Here is a 14,982-nt window from a genome sequence, read left to right on the forward strand (position 1 = left end):
GGCAACGGTTTTCTTCCACAACAAAAACAATAGAGACAGATGCCATGCGAACCCTTGACGTGCACCCGATCATCGATAACGCGCGCTTCACACCCTTCCATTGGATGGTCATGGCCTGGTGTGGCCTGCTGCTGGTCTTCGACGGTTACGACCTGTTCATCTACGGCGTGGTGCTGCCGGTGATCATGAAAGAGTGGGCGCTGACGCCGCTGCAGGCCGGAGCCCTGGGCAGTTATGCGCTGTTCGGCATGATGTTCGGCGCCCTGGTATTCGGCAGCCTGGCCGACCGGATCGGGCGCAAGAAGGGGATCGCCATCTGCTTCGCGTTGTTCTCCACGGCGACCATCCTCAACGGCTTTGCCACCACCCCCAGCGAATTCGGCATCTACCGTTTCATCGCCGGCCTCGGTTGCGGCGGGTTGATGCCCAATGCCGTGGCGTTGATGAACGAATACGCCCCCAAACGCCTGCGCAGTACGTTGGTGGCGATCATGTTCAGTGGTTATTCGCTGGGGGGCATGCTGTCGGCGGGCGTCGGTATCTTCATGCTGCCGCGTTTTGGCTGGGAATCGATGTTTTTCGCGGCCGCAGTACCCTTGCTGTTGCTGCCGGTGATTCTCTACTACCTGCCGGAATCCATTGGTTTTCTGGTACGCAAAGGGCGTACCGAAGAAGCCCGCAAGCTGCTCAAGCAGCTCGACCCCCATTGCGACATCCAGCCTGGCGACGTGCTCCAGGCAACCGACCGCAAGGGTGGCGGCAGCGCTGTCGTGGAACTGTTCCGCAACGGCCTGGCCGTGCGCACCCTGGCCCTGTGGCTGGCATTTTTCTGCTGCCTGCTGATGGTTTACGCACTCAGCTCGTGGCTGCCGAAACTGATGGCCAACGCAGGTTACAGCCTGGGTTCGAGCCTGTCGTTTCTGTTGGCGTTGAACTTTGGCGGCATGGCCGGGGCGATCCTGGGGGGCTGGTTGGGCGACCGCTACAACCTGGTCAAGGTCAAGGTCGGCTTCTTCATCGCCGCCGCGCTGTCGATCAGCCTGCTCGGCGTGAACAGCCCGATGCCGGTGCTGTACCTGCTGATTTTCATTGCTGGCGCCACCACCATCGGCACGCAGATCCTGCTGTATGCCGGCGCTGCGCAGATGTATGGCCTGGCAGTGCGCTCCACCGGCCTCGGCTGGGCCTCGGGGATCGGCCGAAACGGCGCCATCGTCGGCCCGCTGCTGGGCGGCGCGCTGATGGGCATCAACCTGCCGCTGCAACTCAATTTCATTGCCTTCGCCATCCCTGGTGCGGTTGCCGCGCTGGCCATGGCCGTGCACCTGGTCAGCGGCCGGCGCCATGGCCTGGCCACGGCGGCGCAAGCCTAATGAAAACCCTGCTCAAGGACAGCTCGCTGTCCGCCATCGTCGCCGGTTGCCTGGCAACGATGATCTCCTACGCCGGCCCACTGGTGATCATCTTCCACGCCGCCGAGGCTGCGAGCCTGTCCCATGGCCAGCTGTCGTCCTGGGTCTGGGCGGTCTCCATGGGCAGTGGTGTGCTCGGCGCATTGCTCAGCCTGCGCTATCGGGTGCCGGTGGTGATCGCCTGGTCGATCCCAGGGTCGGCGCTGTTGGTCACCGCCTTGCCGCAACTTGGGCTGGAGCAGGCCGTGGGGGCCTACCTGGTGGCAAACCTGACCCTGCTGCTGATCGGCATCAGCGGGGCCTTCGACCGCATCATCACGCGCCTGCCGGGCTCCATCGCTGCTGGCATGCAAGCCGGCATCCTGTTCAGTTTCGGTATCGAGGTGTTCCGCGCCTTGCCCGTGCAGCCGCTGTTGGTGGTGGCGATGTTCGTCACTTATGTGCTGATGCGCAGGGTTCAGCCGCGCTATGCGGTGGCCGCCGTACTGTGCGTGGGCGCCGTCGTGACCGTGGCCAGCGGCGGGTTTCGCAGCGAGGCCTTGGTGCTGCAACTGGCCTCGCCGCAATGGATTGCCCCGCAGTTCAGCCTGGCGGCGGTGTTCAGCCTGGCGCTGCCGATGGTGCTGGTGGCCCTGACCGGGCAGTTCATGCCAGGGATGGCCGTGCTGCGCAATGCCGGCTACGCCACACCCGCCAGCCCTTTGATCAGTGCCAGTGCCATCGGCGGTGCCTTGCTGGCGCCTTTCGGTTGCCACGGCCTGAACCTGGCGGCCGTTACCGCCAGCCTGTGCACGGGCCGTGAGGCGCACGAAAACCCAGGTAGGCGCTATGTCGCGGCCGTTGCCGGCAGTGTGTTGTACCTGCTGCTGGGGATTGCCGGGGCCACGCTGATGTCGCTGTTCGCGGCCTTTCCGGCGGCACTGATCGCAGCCCTCGCCGGGCTTGCCCTGTACGGGGCGATCAGCGAAGCCCTGGCCCGCAGCCTGGCCGAGCCTACGGAGCGCGATGCCGGGCTGTTCACCTTCCTGGTCACCGCTTCGGGGGTGTCCTTCCTTGGCCTGTCGGCAGCGTTCTGGGGGCTGCTGTTTGGCCTGCTGGCGCATGCGCTGCTTGTCCTGCGTCGGCCGCAGGCGCGGGAGGCCTTGCCCCGCACCCCGTGAATCCTGTGTTCCCAGCGCTTTATTCCATAAAAACAAGATCAAGAGAGGTTCGGAATGAACCACACCCCTTGCGTCGCTATCGGCCTGACGTTGCTCAGCCAACCGCTGCTGGCCGCTGAAGGCGGCTTCTTCGAGGATTCGAAAGCCAGCCTCAGTGCCCGTAATTACTATTTCAGCCGTGACTTCTCGGACATTGTCGGTGCCAACCAACAATCCAAGGCCGAGGAGTGGGCCCAGGGCTTCATTCTTGACTTCAAGTCGGGTTACACGCCTGGGACGGTCGGGTTTGGGGTGGATGCTCTGGGCCTGTTGGGCATCAAGCTCGACAGCAGCCCGGACCGGGTCAATACCGGGCTGTTGCCGGTGCATGGCGATGGCCGTGCTGCGGACGAGTACAGCCGCCTGGCGCCAACGTTCAAGGCCAGGCTGTCGAAGACCGAGCTGCGCGCAGGCGAACTGCAGCCTAACCTGCCGGTGCTGACGTTCAGTGATATCCGCCTGCTGCCACCGACCTACCAGGGTGTCAGCCTGCTTTCGACCGAGCTGCAGGGGCTGACTCTGCAGGCCGGCCACCTGAGCGCTACCCACCTGCGCAATGAGGGCGGCGACGGCAAGATGAATGCCATGCTCGGCCACGTGCCCATGCGTCAGGCTGAAAGTGATGCGTTCAACTATGTCGGGGGTGACTACGCGTTCAATGCGAACCAGAGCAGTGTCAGCCTCTGGTATGGGCAGCTGGAAGATATCTATGAGCAGGGTTTCGTGGGCCTAAAACACAGCAAGCCTCTGGGGGACTGGGTGCTGAGCGCCAACCTGGGGTACTTCACCGCCCGCGAAGACGGCGACGCCCTGCTGGGCAGTATTGATAACCAGGCCTTCTTTTCGCTGTTCACCGCCCGTCATGGCGGTCACAGCTTCCACGCGGGGTATCAGGGCATTTACGGTGACAGCCCGTTTCCACGGGTATTCGCCAACGTTTCACCCTTGGGCAACGAGGTGCCGACCTACGAGTTTGCCTACACCGACGAGCGTTCCTATCAGCTGCGCTATGACTACAACTTTGCGGCCATGGGCGTGCCAGGGTTGACGGCAACGGTGCGCTACATCACCGGCAACAATGTCGATACCGGGTTGGGCTACGAGGGCCGTGATCGAGAGCGTGACCTGGATATCGGCTATGCCGTGCAGAGCGGGGCGTTGAAAGGCCTGGGGATTCGAGTGAGGAATGCCATGGCGCGGTCCAACTACCGCAGTGATATCGATGAGAACCGCTTGACCCTGGTATACACCTGGCAGCTGCTGTGAGTACTCAGCGGATGGCGCAACGCCCGCTTGCTGGCATCTTTTTGTCACTGAGCCGCATTTGCACCACAAGGGCAGAGAGGGTTAGTTTTCCTGAGTCATCCACTCAGGAAACCCCGCCTTGGACTCATTGACCCAAGCCGTACTCGGCGCCGCCTTGCAGGGCACTGTGCTCGGACGCATCCAGGGCCGCCGTGCTCTGTTGTACGGCGCCGCGCTGGCCACGCTGCCTGACCTGGACGTGGTCATCCGCTACGCCGACCCGGTGTCGCAGATGACTTACCACCGGGGGTTCTCCCATTCCATCTTCGTCCTCACCGGTCTGGCCCTGTTACTGGCCTGGTGGGTCAACAGGTGCTGGCCAGGCAAGGGCTACACCTTGCCGCGATTGTTCCTGGCGTTCTGGTTGGTGCTGGTCACCCACCCGGTTCTGGATGCCTTTACCGTGTATGGCACACAATTGTTCTGGCCGCTGGCGCTGACCCCGCAAAGCTGGGCTGCGGTGTTCATCATCGACCCGGTCTATACCGTGCCGCTGCTGGCGGCGGTGATCTACACCCTGGCCAAGGGTGTGACGGGCCAGGCCGTAAGGCTGATGGCCCTGGCGCTGGTTTTCAGTACGGCCTACCTGGGCTTTGGCCTGGTCGGGCGCATGCAGGCGGAGCAGCGTTTTCAGGCTGCCCTGGACCAACAAGGCATCACGGTCAGCGACGTACGTGCGGTGCCGATTGCCTTCAATAGCCTGATCTGGCGTGTGCTGGCCAAAACCCCGGACGGGGCTTATTACGAAGGCGTCAGCAGTGGGTTCGACCAGCAACCGCCAGAAATGCTGCGCCTGCCGCGCCACCTCGAACTGGCCAGCGCGCTTGCCGAAGCCCCACTGCACCAACGCTTGCGCTGGTTTACCGATGACTGGCTGCGTTACGACGAGGTTGATGGCGTGCTGGTGGTGAGCGATTTGCGCATGGGCATACCAGGCAACTACACCTTCCGCTTCAACATGGCCCATCGCGACAGCCAGGGGCACTGGATTGCCGATACCCCCTCGGCGTGGCGCGGGGCAGGGGTTGCGTCGGTGTTCGACAGCCATGACATGGCCTTGATCTGGCGGCGCATCGTCAACCAGCAGCCGCCCTTGCCGCTGGCTGCCTGGAACTCCCGCTACCTGGCGCCGACGGCGGCACAGCGCGGGCACTAGGGTATGCGCTCGGCAGGGCTGGACCTGGTCAAGTGGGTGGCGATCGTCACCATGGTCGCCGACCACCTGCGCTTTCTTTGGCCGCGTGCCGAAGGTTTGTTCATCCTTGGCAGGCTGGCCTTCCCGCTGTTTTGCCTGGCTATCGCCGTCAATGTCGGGCGTCGCCACGGGGGGGCGCTGTCAACCGGGGGTAACCTGCGCTATCTGGGGGCGATGCTGGCGTTTTCTGTTATGTCCGAATGGCCCTACCGTTGGCTGGACAGCGGTTCGCAGACGTTCAATGTGATGCCGACGCTGGCCCTTGGGTTGCTGGTAGCCTGGGGCGTGCAGCAGCATCAAGTGGCAGTACGCGTACTTGGCCTGGTAGCCCTGGTGGCTGCGGCCCTGTTCAGTGACCGACTGATGTACGGCCTGGCCGGCGTGCTGTTGCCGGTCGCCTGCCTCATGGCTCGCCGCCTGGGCGCGCTGGCGTGGCTGCTGCCGTGCCTGCTGGCGATGGCGGGCAACCTGACCAACAACTGGTTGCGCCAACATCCGCTGGCGCCGTTCACCTTGCTGACCTTGGCCGCTGCCGCCATGGCGGTGCCGTTCGGCTGTTTGCTGTTACGCCGAGATGATTGGCGTGTGCCAGCGGTGGGGCGCTGGGGATACCTGTTCTACCCGGTGCATTTGCTGGTGATCAAAGCGCTTATTTGACGTAGCAGAGGGGGCTTTTTGCCGGCGAATTCGGGTACAAGATTCATCTATTTTCGGGTCTGATAGAATTGTTAGTAGCTTCTCGCCAACAAAGCGCTCAATATGTCGTCTGCAGGGGCTTGTTGTTTGACATGGCCCTCGTTGTAAATTTCACGTAAAACGCATCAAAACAGCCATCGAGGGCTCAGAGCATGTCCAACAGACAAACCGGTACAGTTAAATGGTTCAACGATGAAAAAGGCTTCGGCTTCATTACCCCAGCGGGTGGTGGTGACGATCTCTTCGTTCATTTCAAAGCCATTGAATCGGACGGCTTCAAGTCGCTGAAAGAAGGCCAGACTGTCAGCTTTGTTGCCGAAAAAGGGCAAAAAGGCATGCAGGCCGCCCAAGTGCGTCCTGAGTAAGACACGCACGCCGCCAGCTCGGCGTTCGAACAGGTGCTTGCAACCTTGCGGGTTGACCTAGGTGCTTGATCGAACGGCGTAAAACCTGGCAATTGTGTGACGTGTAAAAAAAGCTCCGCATCGGAAGATGCGGAGCTTTTTTCATTCTGGCCTTGAACTGGTTCAACTGCTCAATGGGTGGCCAAGGGCCTTTATGGCCCTTGACGTTATGCCTTCAGCTACGCGCCAGTCGCCCGCTGACAAAGTGCGCCACATCATTGAAACCTGGGGTAGAGGCGTGCCCTGGCGTCACCAACGAATCGATGAACGCCTCATCCTCTGCCGTGATCTTCACCTCAAGCGCACTGGCATAGGCGTCCCATTGGGCTTCGGTGCGGGGGCCGACAATCGCCGAACTGACGTGTTGGTTGTTGAGCACCCAGGCAATCGCAAACGCTACGATGCCCACGCCCTTGGCCTCGACATAGGCCTGGATCTGGCGGGCGATGGCCAATGATTCCTGGCGCCACTCAACCTCCATGATGCGCTTGTCCTGGCGCCCGGCACGGCTGCCGGCATCCGGCACCGCGCCGGGTGCGTACTTGCCGCTGAGCACACCGCGGGCCAACGGGCTGAATGGCACCACCCCAAGGCCGTGGTGGGCCGCAGCGGTCAGTTGCTCGGGTTCTGCCTGGCGGTTGACGATGTTGTACAACGGCTGGCTCACCACCGGTTTGGCCACGCCCAGGCGCTCGGCCAGGCTGCAAAGCTCGGCAATACGCCAGCCGCGGAAGTTGGACACCCCCCAGTAACGGATCTTGCCCTGGCGCAGCAAGTCGCCGATGGCCCGCACGGTTTCTTCCAGCGGTACCTTGTGGTCCTCGCGGTGCAGGTAGTAAACGTCCAGGTAGTCCAAGTCCATGCGCGTGAGCGTCGCGTCGATGGCATTGAAGATGTGCTTGCGCGAGAGGCCGCTGCGGTTGGGCAGGCCGTCAGCCGGGCCAAAGCCGACCTTGGACGCCACGATCCAGTCCTGGCGATGGCGTGCCACGGCTTCGCCAACGATTTCCTCTGAACGCCCGGTGTTGTAGACATCGGCGGTGTCGATGAAGTTGATGCCCTGGTCCCAGGCTTTTTCGATGATCCGCAGTGAGTCCTCGGTGCTGGTCTGCTCGCCGAACATCATGCTGCCCAGGGTAAGGGCGGAAACCTGCAGGCCACTCTGGCCGAGGGGACGGTAGATCATGCGGTGAGTCCTTTGCAGTGGGCTTGTCTGCCTGTTTTACACACAACCGGACGCCATTGAAAGCCCGCCGCAGCGGCTGCCACACCTGTGCCAGGTCAGCATCGGTTTTGCCATGGCTGCTGCATGCGCCGCCTGCCGGGAATGCCAGGCCGTTTGGCTGTGAGCCGCTCTGCCATGGCTGTTTAGAGGGTGCTGAATGACACTGGAAAAGCCGATCGGGCCGCGTTCGGAGGTGGGGGAAACCACAGCTGATTTTTGTGTCGGTGAAGTCAGCCAATCAGCTTGAGCGCCTCTTCTAGGCTCAGCGGCCGCTTCATCCGTTGCGACAGCTGCGCCATGGCATCTGAATAGCCCTTGGCGATGACGGCCTCGACGTGCTCATTTACACATTGCAGCGCCACGAAGTCGCCGTGTTCCGGCTCACCGACGTATTCGATGCGGTTCCAGTCCCGTGCATGCCCCAGCACCTCGTAGGTGCGCCCGTGCTGGTAAGTCCAGAAGAACGGCACATCTTCATAGCGGCGCTGCTCGCCGAGCATGTTGGCTGCGGCGATCACACCGTGTTGCTGGGCCAGGCGCCAGTGTTCGATGCGCACGGGCCGGCCTGCCAGGGGGAAGGTGGCGATGTCACCGGCGGCCCAGAGCCCTTGTGCCGCCCGCAGTTCGGCATTGACGGGCAGCGATTTGTCCTCGGCCAGCGGCACCCCTTGGACGTAGGCCGTGGCCGGTTTGACCCCGGTCCCCAGCAGCACCAGTTGCGTCTGCAGCCGTTCACCGTTGGCCAGCAGTACGGCGTCGACCTTGCCCTGGCCTTCGAAACGCTCGACTTCGGTGGGCCCGTGGAACACCACGCCTTTGCGTTCGTGCAGTTCGCGGATGCTGCGCCCGATGCGTTCACCCAGTTGCTTGGCCAGTGGCACTTCATGGCGGGTAACCAGGTGCACCTGCAAGCCGTATTTGCGCAGAGCGGCGGCGGCCTCCAGGCCGATGAAACCGTCGCCGACGATCACTACCGGCTGCCCGGGCTCTGCGGCGTCGAGCAATTGCGCGGCGTCCTCACGTGAGCGCAGGGTGAATACACCCGGCAGGTCTGCCCCAGGAAGGGGTGGGCGTAGCGCTTTGCCGCCCGTGGCCAGCAAGCAGGCGTCGTAGTCGATCTGTTGGCCGTCGGCAAGGATGATGTGGCGTTTCTGGCTGTTCAGCGTGCGGACCTTGCCGTGCTGACGGATCAGATGGCCTTTGCGCAGGTCATCCGCTTCGAGCAGGGCAGGGACTTCATCGGCTGGCATCTGCCCAGCGATGACGAATTTGCTGAGCGCGGTTCGGTCGTAGGCCGGCTGCTGTTCCTGGTCGAGCCAGACCAGACGGCCGGCGAAGCCGTGCGCCAGCAGGGTGGCAACGGCTGCGCTGCCGGCCGCGCCGGCACCCACCACCACGAAACAACGGGCATCGCTGTGCCGAGGTGGTTCGGTTTTGGCCAGGGGTTGGTCGTCCACCCAGACCTCGTCACCTTTGACCCAAGCACGGTAGCGGCGCAGGTCGGCCAGCGCCGGTGGTTCGCACACCGCCCCTTCGTCCACGGCAAACGCCGCCTTGTGCCAAGGGCAGACCAACAGCCCCGAGCAAATCACCCCCTCTTCGAGCGGGGCACCCGCGTGGGGGCAGTTGGCCTGGTAGGCATGCACCAGGTCGCCCTGGCGGATCAGGATGAGCTCTTCGTTACCGGCTTGGACGCGCAGGGGGCGGTTTGGGTCGAGCTGATCGAGGCGGGCCACGGCGTGCTGGGTCATGGGGCTTCTCCAAAGGGGCCTTTGCAACCATTTGACGCCTGTGGTGACGAGGTGATGGCTTGAGCCGACGGCCGGGGCAGTCCATTGCCCCGCAGGAGGATTGCTCCTGGACGTCTTAGTTAACTTTGGCCGTGGCCAGCGCTCCAGCGCGCGTTACCCGCAAAGCCACCAGGCTGCCGACCACGATCAATGCCGCCAGCGAATACAGCGCAGCATCGGTCGACCCGGTCTGGTCCTTGATGAAGCCGACCAGGTATGGGCTGAGGAAGCCGGCCATCTGGCCCACCGAGTTGATCAGCGCAAGGCCAGCCACGGCCGCACCGGCGCTGAGCAGGGCGGTGGGCATTGGCCAGAACATAGGCAGGCCGGTAAGGGCGCCCATGGTCGCGATCGACAGGCCAAGGATGGCGATGGCCGGGTTACCGGCAAAGTTGACCGCGATCAGCAGGCCTATGGCACCCATCAGCATCGGCACTACAAGGTGCCAGCGACGCTCGTTGCGCAGGTCCGCCGAGCGCCCGCAGACGATCATGAACACACCGGCCAGCAGGTAAGGAATGGCGCTCAGCCAGCCAATCAGCAAGGGGTTGTCAAAGCCCATGCTCTTGATGATCGACGGCAGCCAGAAGTTGATCGCGTACACACCACTCTGGATACAGAAGTAGACGAAGCCGAACGTCCAGATCAGCGGGTTGGTCAGCACTGCGAGCACACTGTCACCGGTGGTCGCGGGTTTGCTGGCGGCATCGGCCTTGAGGTCGGCTTCGATCAGCTGGCGCTCGGCCGGGCTCAGCCAGGTGGCTTTCTGATAGCCGTCACTGAGCAGGCGGATGGCCAGGAAACCAAGGGCGACGGTGGGCAGCCCCTGAATCAGGAACATCCATTGCCAGCCGGCAAGGCCATGCTGGCCTGCAGCGAAGTGTTGCAGGATCCAGCCGGAGAACGGCCCACCCAACAGCCCCGACACCGGGATTGCCGACATGAACAGGGCCATGATGCGGCCACGGCGGTCGGCCGGGAACCAGCGCGAGAGGTACAGCACCACGCCTGGGAAGAAGCCGGCTTCGGCGGCGCCGGTCAGCAGGCGCAACGCGTAGAACTCGGTAGGCGTGGTGACGAACAGCAGGCAGGTCGAGAGGCTGCCCCAGGCGATCATCATCAGCGCGATCCAGCGCCTTGGGCCGAAGCGGTTGAGGGCCAGGTTGCTCGGCAGGCCGCAGAGTACGTAGCCGATGAAGAAGATACCGGCGCCTAGGCCGTATACCGTTTCGCTGAACTTCAGGGCGTCGAGCATCTGCAGCTTGGCAAAGCCGACGTTGACGCGGTCCAGATAGTTGAACAGGTAGCAGATGAAAATGAACGGAATCAGCCGCAAGGTGATGCGCCGGTACAGCGCGTTGCGGGTGGTGTCCGTGCCTTGGTCAGGGGCGGGGCTGTGTGCCATGATCGGGTTCTCTGTTGTTATGGTTGTCACCGCGTCGCCTGTTCCGGCGCGCCCTGACGAGTCTCGGGGACTGCGGCGTGCCTGTCTTTGTGCTTTTGCACAGCTGTTGACCGGGGTCGCTGTGCCCGGGCCCAAAGCCTACCACCCTAAGGACCGTTGAATGTTCGAACTCGACCATGACCTGGCTCAGGATATCGTTGATCGGGCCATGGCCATCCTGCCCTGCAACGTCAATGTCATGGACAGCCAGGGGTTGATCCTTGGCAGTGGCGAGCCCGAGCGCATCAATACCCGTCACGAGGGCGCGCAGCTGGTGTTGGCCAACGGCCGGATCGTCGAGCTCGACGTGGACGCGGCGAAGTGCCTCAAAGGCGTGCAGCCGGGGGTAAACCTGCCGCTGATGCTCGATGGACGGCTGATGGGGGTGCTGGGCCTTACCGGCGACCCTCAGCAGTTGCGTACCTATGGCGAACTGGTGCGCATGACCGCTGAAATGCTCCTGGCCCAGCGCCACCTGCAGGTAGAACAGCAATGGCGGCGACAACGTTGTGACGACTTGCTGGCCTTGCTGCTGGGCGGCAGCGGCGATTCGCCCCGGCTGCTGGACGAAGCCCGACAGTTGGGCCTGAAACCGCAGTTGGCGAGGGTACCCTGCCTGTTCGAACTGGCGTCGGGGCCACCTGCCGAAACCTTGTCGTCCTGGCTGATGAGCCGCTACCCGGACAGCTGGTGCGTAAGCCCCGCACGCCAGTCGTTGCTGTGGTGCCGCCCGGCGGGCCTGGTGCTGGACGAAGCGCGGCTGCTGGAGCGCCTGCAGCGTCACGGCTGGCAGGTTGAGCGCTTGGCCCTTGGTGGCGTGGCGCAAAGCCTGGAACAGTTGCGCCGAGGGTATCGCAGAGTGCGCGATCTGCTGGCCTATGGGCGAGCGGTGCTGCCAGGCGAACGCCTGCTCAGCCTCGACCGCTACCGGCTACCTGCCTTGCTGTGGCGCCATCGCAACGACGATGCGCTGGATGAGCTGCTCGAACCGCTGCAACGTATCCGTGCCAAGGATTCCAGCGGTCAGCTGATTGCCACCTTGCGTGCCTGGTGCGCCCATGATGGTCAGAGCCAGGCCTGTGCCGATGCCCTGGGCATTCACCGTAACAGCCTGCGCTATCGGCTGGAACGGATTGCCGAACTTGGCGAAGTCGACCCGCTGCGGATGGAAGGCATGCTCAGCCTGTACCTGGCGTTGCAACTGCTGCCGGCCGCGTAAGGCCACGCCCGAAGGCATTTGCCCAAACAACGCATTCGCTGTCTTGTGCATTTGACCGAGGCCACCTGGCCGGGCAACTGTCAGCATGCCGCTCATCAGGACAGGAGAATCCCCATGAAGATCGTCATCGCCCCCGACTCGTTCAAGGACAGCCTCGATGCTGCCGGTGTCGCCCGCGCCATTGCCACGGGCCTGGCCGACGTGTGGCCGGATGCCGAGCTTGTCCAATGCCCCATGGCCGATGGCGGTGAAGGCACCATGGACGCCATTCTGGCTGCCAGCCAGGGCGAATGGCGGCGCCAGACCGTGCGTGGGCCGTTGGGGCAAACTGTCGAAGCCGGCTGGGGGTGGCTGGCGCAGAGCCGCACCGCAATCATTGAGATGGCCCAGGCCAGTGGGCTGCAATTGGTGCCGACCCGGCAGCGCGATGCCTGCCTCAGCAGCACCTGGGGGACTGGCGAGCTGATCGCCGCCGCATTGGCCGCAGGTGCCCGGCGTATCGTTCTGGCTATTGGCGGCAGCGCGACCAATGACGGTGGCAGCGGCATGCTGCGCGCTTTGGGTTTGCGTCTGCTGGATGCTGAGGGGCAAGCGTTGGAGGAGGGTGGCCTGGCCCTGGCAAGGCTGGCGCGCATCGATGCCAGCGACCTGGACCCTCGGCTGGCCGAAGTCCAGGTCGAAGTGGCTGCCGACGTCGACAACCCGCTGTGTGGCGCCAATGGCGCCTCGGCGATCTTCGGCCCGCAAAAAGGGGCAAGTCCGCAACAGGTACAGGCGCTGGACCAGGCGCTGGGGCATTTTGCCGATCACTGTGCGCGGTTGCTGGGTGAGGATGTACGGAACTTCCCCGGCTGTGGCGCCGCAGGCGGCATGGGGTTCGCGGCCAAGGCGTTCATGGGGGCGCAGTTCCGCCCAGGTGTGGAGGTGGTGGCAGAGCTGGCAGGCCTTGACGCGCTGGTGCAGGGCGCCGACCTGGTGGTGACCGGCGAGGGGCGCTTTGACGCCCAGACCTTGCGCGGCAAGACGCCGATGGGGGTGGCGCGGGTCGCCAAGCGCCATGGTGTACCGGTGGTGGTGCTTGCCGGCACGCTGGGGGAGGGGTATCAGCAGCTGTATGCCCACGGTGTCGATGCGGCCTTTGCCTTGGTCAACGGGCCGATGAGCCTGGAGCAGGCGTGTGCCAACGCCGCTGAGTTGCTGCAGGCGCGCGCCGGTGATATCGGCAGGCTGTGGCGCTGCGCGTTGGAGGCGCGGGCTACAGGATCAACGGGTTCTGCAGGGTGTCGCTGAAGCGCTTCGGCGCGCCCTGCTCGAGCATGGTGATGAAACTGCCCAGGGCTGGCGAGGCGTTCTGGGTGTTCCAGTTCATGTACAGGCCCATGGTCGGGGTGGGCTGGCCCTTGATTGGGCGGATCGGGCGGAACTGCACACGCTCACGCAGCGTGGAATAGGCGATCGACTCGGGCACCAGGGCCACGCCAAAGCCACAGGCCACCAGACCGATCAGGGTGTGGATCTGCGCCGCTTCCTGGACCACCTTGGGGTAGAAACCGGCCGATTCGCACAGGGCGATCAGCTGGCTGTGGTAGCCACTGCCCAGGGCTTGTGGGGTGAAGACAAAGTCCTCTTCGGCGAAGTCGCGCAGGTCGACCAGCGGCTGATGTGCCCTGGCGTGGCTGGCGGGCAGGGCCATGATGATCTGCTCGTTGAGCAACAAGCGCGACTCGATGGTGTCGGGTGGCATCGCCAGCTTGCGCATGAAACCGATGTCGGCTTCGCCGGCCAACAAGGCCTTGGCCTGGGAGGCTGAGGGCATCTCACGAATGGTCAGGCGCACATTCGGGTAGACCTCGCGGAACCTGCGCAAGGTGGTGAGCAGCGACTCGTAGTACGCGATGGAGATGGCTGTGATGGTCAGCTTGCCGCAGATGCCTTGCGACACATTGCGCGCGTATTCGATGCCTTGTTCCAGTTCCTTGAGCGTGCGATAGGCGGTGTCCAGGAAGGCCATGCCGGCGGCGGTCAGCTTGACCGCGCGCTTGTTGCGCAGGAACAGGCTGAAACCGAGTTTTTCTTCAAGGCGGTTGATCGCTTGGCTCAGGGGCGGTTGCGCCATGTGCAGGCGAATGGCGGCCTTGTGGAAGTGCAGTTCCTCAGCCACGGCAATGAACTGCCTGAGCAAACGTGTCTCGATCATTCTACGTCCCTTCATCGACTTGCAGGGGTGCCCGCAAGGCGGCCATCAGGGTGCGTGACACCCGACTGATAAAGCCTCGGTGATATCTCTGAGATATCAAAGTTGCATGCTTTTAATATTAAGTCATTGATTTTTTTATTGTTATCGTAAAAAAGGAGAATCAAAGGTGCCCTGTAATGCCCATACCAGACCCATTCAACGAAAAAGTCGCCATCATTACCGGTGCGGCCCAAGGGCTAGGCTTGGCTTACGCCATGGCATTGGCCGAGCGTGGCGCGCGGGTGGTGATCAGCGACCTGGGTACTGACCGGGCTGGCCAGGGGCAAGACCCGTCGGCGCTGGCCCAGGCGCTCGCGATCATGCAAGCCAAGGGTTACAAGGTGATCGCCCATGCCGGGCAACTGGAACACGAACGCGAATGCCAGCGGTTGATCGAGCTTGCCATCGAGCATTTTGGCGCGCTGGACATCCTCATTCACAACGCAGGCTGGGTCGATTACCAGGGGATCGAAGCGCAGGAAGAGGCGTTTCTCCAGCGGGCGCTGGGTATCAGCGTGCACGCCCCGGTGTGGCTGGCCAAGCATGCCTGGAAGCACCTCAAGCAGTCCGCCGCGCCACGCGTGGTGCTGACCACCTCGGACCGTGCCATGTACCAGCGCTATTCGCAGCCCGGCCTGGTGGCGTATTCGGCCGGCAAGATGGCCCAGGTCGGCATCATGAACGCGTTGAGCATGGAAGGGCTGGAGCACGGCATTCTGGTCAATGCGATTTCGCCCGTGGCCAAGACCCGCATGTGGGGCGTGACCCAGGCACCGGAAGAGCTCAAGCCCGAGTGGGTCACCCCAGGGGTGTTGTACCTGGCCAGTTCGCTGTGCCGCGACACCGGCTACATCCTG

Annotated in this window: 12 protein-coding genes and 1 pseudogene; 9 read left to right on the forward strand and 4 right to left on the reverse strand. The window is 63.4% G+C overall.

The features are described from left to right. Positions 1 to 44 precede the first annotated feature (44 nt). From ACSSU5_RS23230 to ACSSU5_RS23255, 6 genes are all read left to right on the forward strand, one after another. The gene (locus tag ACSSU5_RS23230; RefSeq protein ID WP_492559917.1) at positions 45 to 1,373 is read left to right on the forward strand and encodes an MFS transporter; all 1,329 of its coding nucleotides are present in this window, start codon (positions 45 to 47) and stop codon (positions 1,371 to 1,373) included. After that, positions 1,373 to 2,572: a benzoate/H(+) symporter BenE family transporter gene (locus ACSSU5_RS23235; RefSeq protein WP_492559918.1), complete on the forward strand. Its 1,200-nt coding sequence runs from the start codon at positions 1,373 to 1,375 to the stop codon at positions 2,570 to 2,572. Before ACSSU5_RS23230 ends, ACSSU5_RS23235 begins: the two co-directional genes overlap by 1 nt. A 54-nt stretch (positions 2,573 to 2,626) precedes the next feature. Continuing rightward, the gene (locus ACSSU5_RS23240) at positions 2,627 to 3,877 is read left to right on the forward strand and encodes an OprD family porin (protein ID WP_492559919.1); all 1,251 of its coding nucleotides are present in this window, start codon (positions 2,627 to 2,629) and stop codon (positions 3,875 to 3,877) included. A 118-nt stretch (positions 3,878 to 3,995) separates the two neighbouring features. Further along, positions 3,996 to 5,072: a metal-dependent hydrolase gene (locus tag ACSSU5_RS23245; RefSeq protein ID WP_264313400.1), complete on the forward strand. Its 1,077-nt coding sequence runs from the start codon at positions 3,996 to 3,998 to the stop codon at positions 5,070 to 5,072. A gap of 3 nt (positions 5,073 to 5,075) precedes the next feature. Further along, positions 5,076 to 5,768 (forward strand): TraX family protein, encoded by a 693-nt coding sequence (locus ACSSU5_RS23250; RefSeq protein WP_492559920.1) that lies wholly within the window; start codon positions 5,076 to 5,078, stop codon positions 5,766 to 5,768. A 191-nt stretch (positions 5,769 to 5,959) separates the two neighbouring features. Then, positions 5,960 to 6,172 carry a cold-shock protein gene (locus tag ACSSU5_RS23255; protein WP_027595420.1) on the forward strand — a complete coding sequence of 71 codons (213 nt, stop codon included), beginning with the start codon at positions 5,960 to 5,962 and terminating at the stop codon, positions 6,170 to 6,172. A gap of 214 nt (positions 6,173 to 6,386) precedes the next feature. On the opposite strand, the gene ACSSU5_RS23260 is transcribed toward ACSSU5_RS23255, so the two are convergent. The 3 genes from ACSSU5_RS23260 to ACSSU5_RS23270 form a co-directional block, all read right to left on the reverse strand. Beyond that, complete coding sequence (locus ACSSU5_RS23260; RefSeq protein ID WP_264313398.1) at positions 6,387 to 7,397, reverse strand: aldo/keto reductase; 1,011 nt, start codon at positions 7,395 to 7,397, stop codon at positions 6,387 to 6,389. A gap of 269 nt (positions 7,398 to 7,666) precedes the next feature. Next, positions 7,667 to 9,187 (reverse strand): FAD-dependent oxidoreductase, encoded by a 1,521-nt coding sequence (locus ACSSU5_RS23265; protein WP_492559921.1) that lies wholly within the window; start codon positions 9,185 to 9,187, stop codon positions 7,667 to 7,669. Between the two features lie 115 nt (positions 9,188 to 9,302). Continuing rightward, positions 9,303 to 10,631 carry an MFS transporter gene (locus tag ACSSU5_RS23270; protein ID WP_492559922.1) on the reverse strand — a complete coding sequence of 443 codons (1,329 nt, stop codon included), beginning with the start codon at positions 10,629 to 10,631 and terminating at the stop codon, positions 9,303 to 9,305. A gap of 160 nt (positions 10,632 to 10,791) precedes the next feature. Between ACSSU5_RS23270 and ACSSU5_RS23275 the strand changes: the two genes are divergently transcribed. Further along, positions 10,792 to 11,889: a sugar diacid recognition domain-containing protein gene (locus tag ACSSU5_RS23275; RefSeq protein WP_492559923.1), complete on the forward strand. Its 1,098-nt coding sequence runs from the start codon at positions 10,792 to 10,794 to the stop codon at positions 11,887 to 11,889. A 114-nt stretch (positions 11,890 to 12,003) separates the two neighbouring features. Next, entirely contained in the window at positions 12,004 to 13,179 is a 1,176-nt protein-coding gene (locus tag ACSSU5_RS23280) for a glycerate kinase (protein ID WP_492559924.1), read from the forward strand. Here ACSSU5_RS23280 and ACSSU5_RS23285 read toward each other — a convergent pair. Next, on the reverse strand, positions 13,145 to 14,086 hold the full coding sequence (locus tag ACSSU5_RS23285; protein WP_264313393.1) for a LysR family transcriptional regulator: 942 nt from the start codon (positions 14,084 to 14,086) through the stop codon (positions 13,145 to 13,147). The two genes, ACSSU5_RS23280 and ACSSU5_RS23285, sit on opposite strands and share 35 nt — an antisense overlap. Before the next feature lie 176 nt (positions 14,087 to 14,262). On the opposite strand from ACSSU5_RS23285, the pseudogene ACSSU5_RS23290 reads away from it, so the two are divergent. Further along, positions 14,263 to 14,910, forward strand: a pseudogene (locus ACSSU5_RS23290) (SDR family NAD(P)-dependent oxidoreductase); the annotation flags it as partial. Positions 14,911 to 14,982: the final 72 nt, after the last annotated feature.

This window comes from Pseudomonas sp. E1MeOHC2 (assembly GCF_058745025.1).

Excerpts from the sequence above, each read along its gene's own strand:
- ACSSU5_RS23230 (WP_492559917.1), top strand. The coding sequence starts at position 45 with ATGCGAACCCTTGACGTGCACCCGATCATCGATAACGCGCGCTTCACA.
- ACSSU5_RS23235 (WP_492559918.1), top strand. The coding sequence starts at position 1,373 with ATGAAAACCCTGCTCAAGGACAGCTCGCTGTCCGCCATCGTCGCCGGT.
- ACSSU5_RS23240 (WP_492559919.1), top strand. The coding sequence starts at position 2,627 with ATGAACCACACCCCTTGCGTCGCTATCGGCCTGACGTTGCTCAGCCAA.
- ACSSU5_RS23250 (WP_492559920.1), top strand. The coding sequence starts at position 5,076 with ATGCGCTCGGCAGGGCTGGACCTGGTCAAGTGGGTGGCGATCGTCACC.
- ACSSU5_RS23255 (WP_027595420.1), top strand. The coding sequence starts at position 5,960 with ATGTCCAACAGACAAACCGGTACAGTTAAATGGTTCAACGATGAAAAA.
- ACSSU5_RS23260 (WP_264313398.1), bottom strand. The coding sequence starts at position 7,397 with ATGATCTACCGTCCCCTCGGCCAGAGTGGCCTGCAGGTTTCCGCCCTT.
- ACSSU5_RS23265 (WP_492559921.1), bottom strand. The coding sequence starts at position 9,187 with ATGACCCAGCACGCCGTGGCCCGCCTCGATCAGCTCGACCCAAACCGC.
- ACSSU5_RS23270 (WP_492559922.1), bottom strand. The coding sequence starts at position 10,631 with ATGGCACACAGCCCCGCCCCTGACCAAGGCACGGACACCACCCGCAAC.
- ACSSU5_RS23275 (WP_492559923.1), top strand. The coding sequence starts at position 10,792 with ATGTTCGAACTCGACCATGACCTGGCTCAGGATATCGTTGATCGGGCC.
- ACSSU5_RS23280 (WP_492559924.1), top strand. The coding sequence starts at position 12,004 with ATGAAGATCGTCATCGCCCCCGACTCGTTCAAGGACAGCCTCGATGCT.
- ACSSU5_RS23285 (WP_264313393.1), bottom strand. The coding sequence starts at position 14,086 with ATGATCGAGACACGTTTGCTCAGGCAGTTCATTGCCGTGGCTGAGGAA.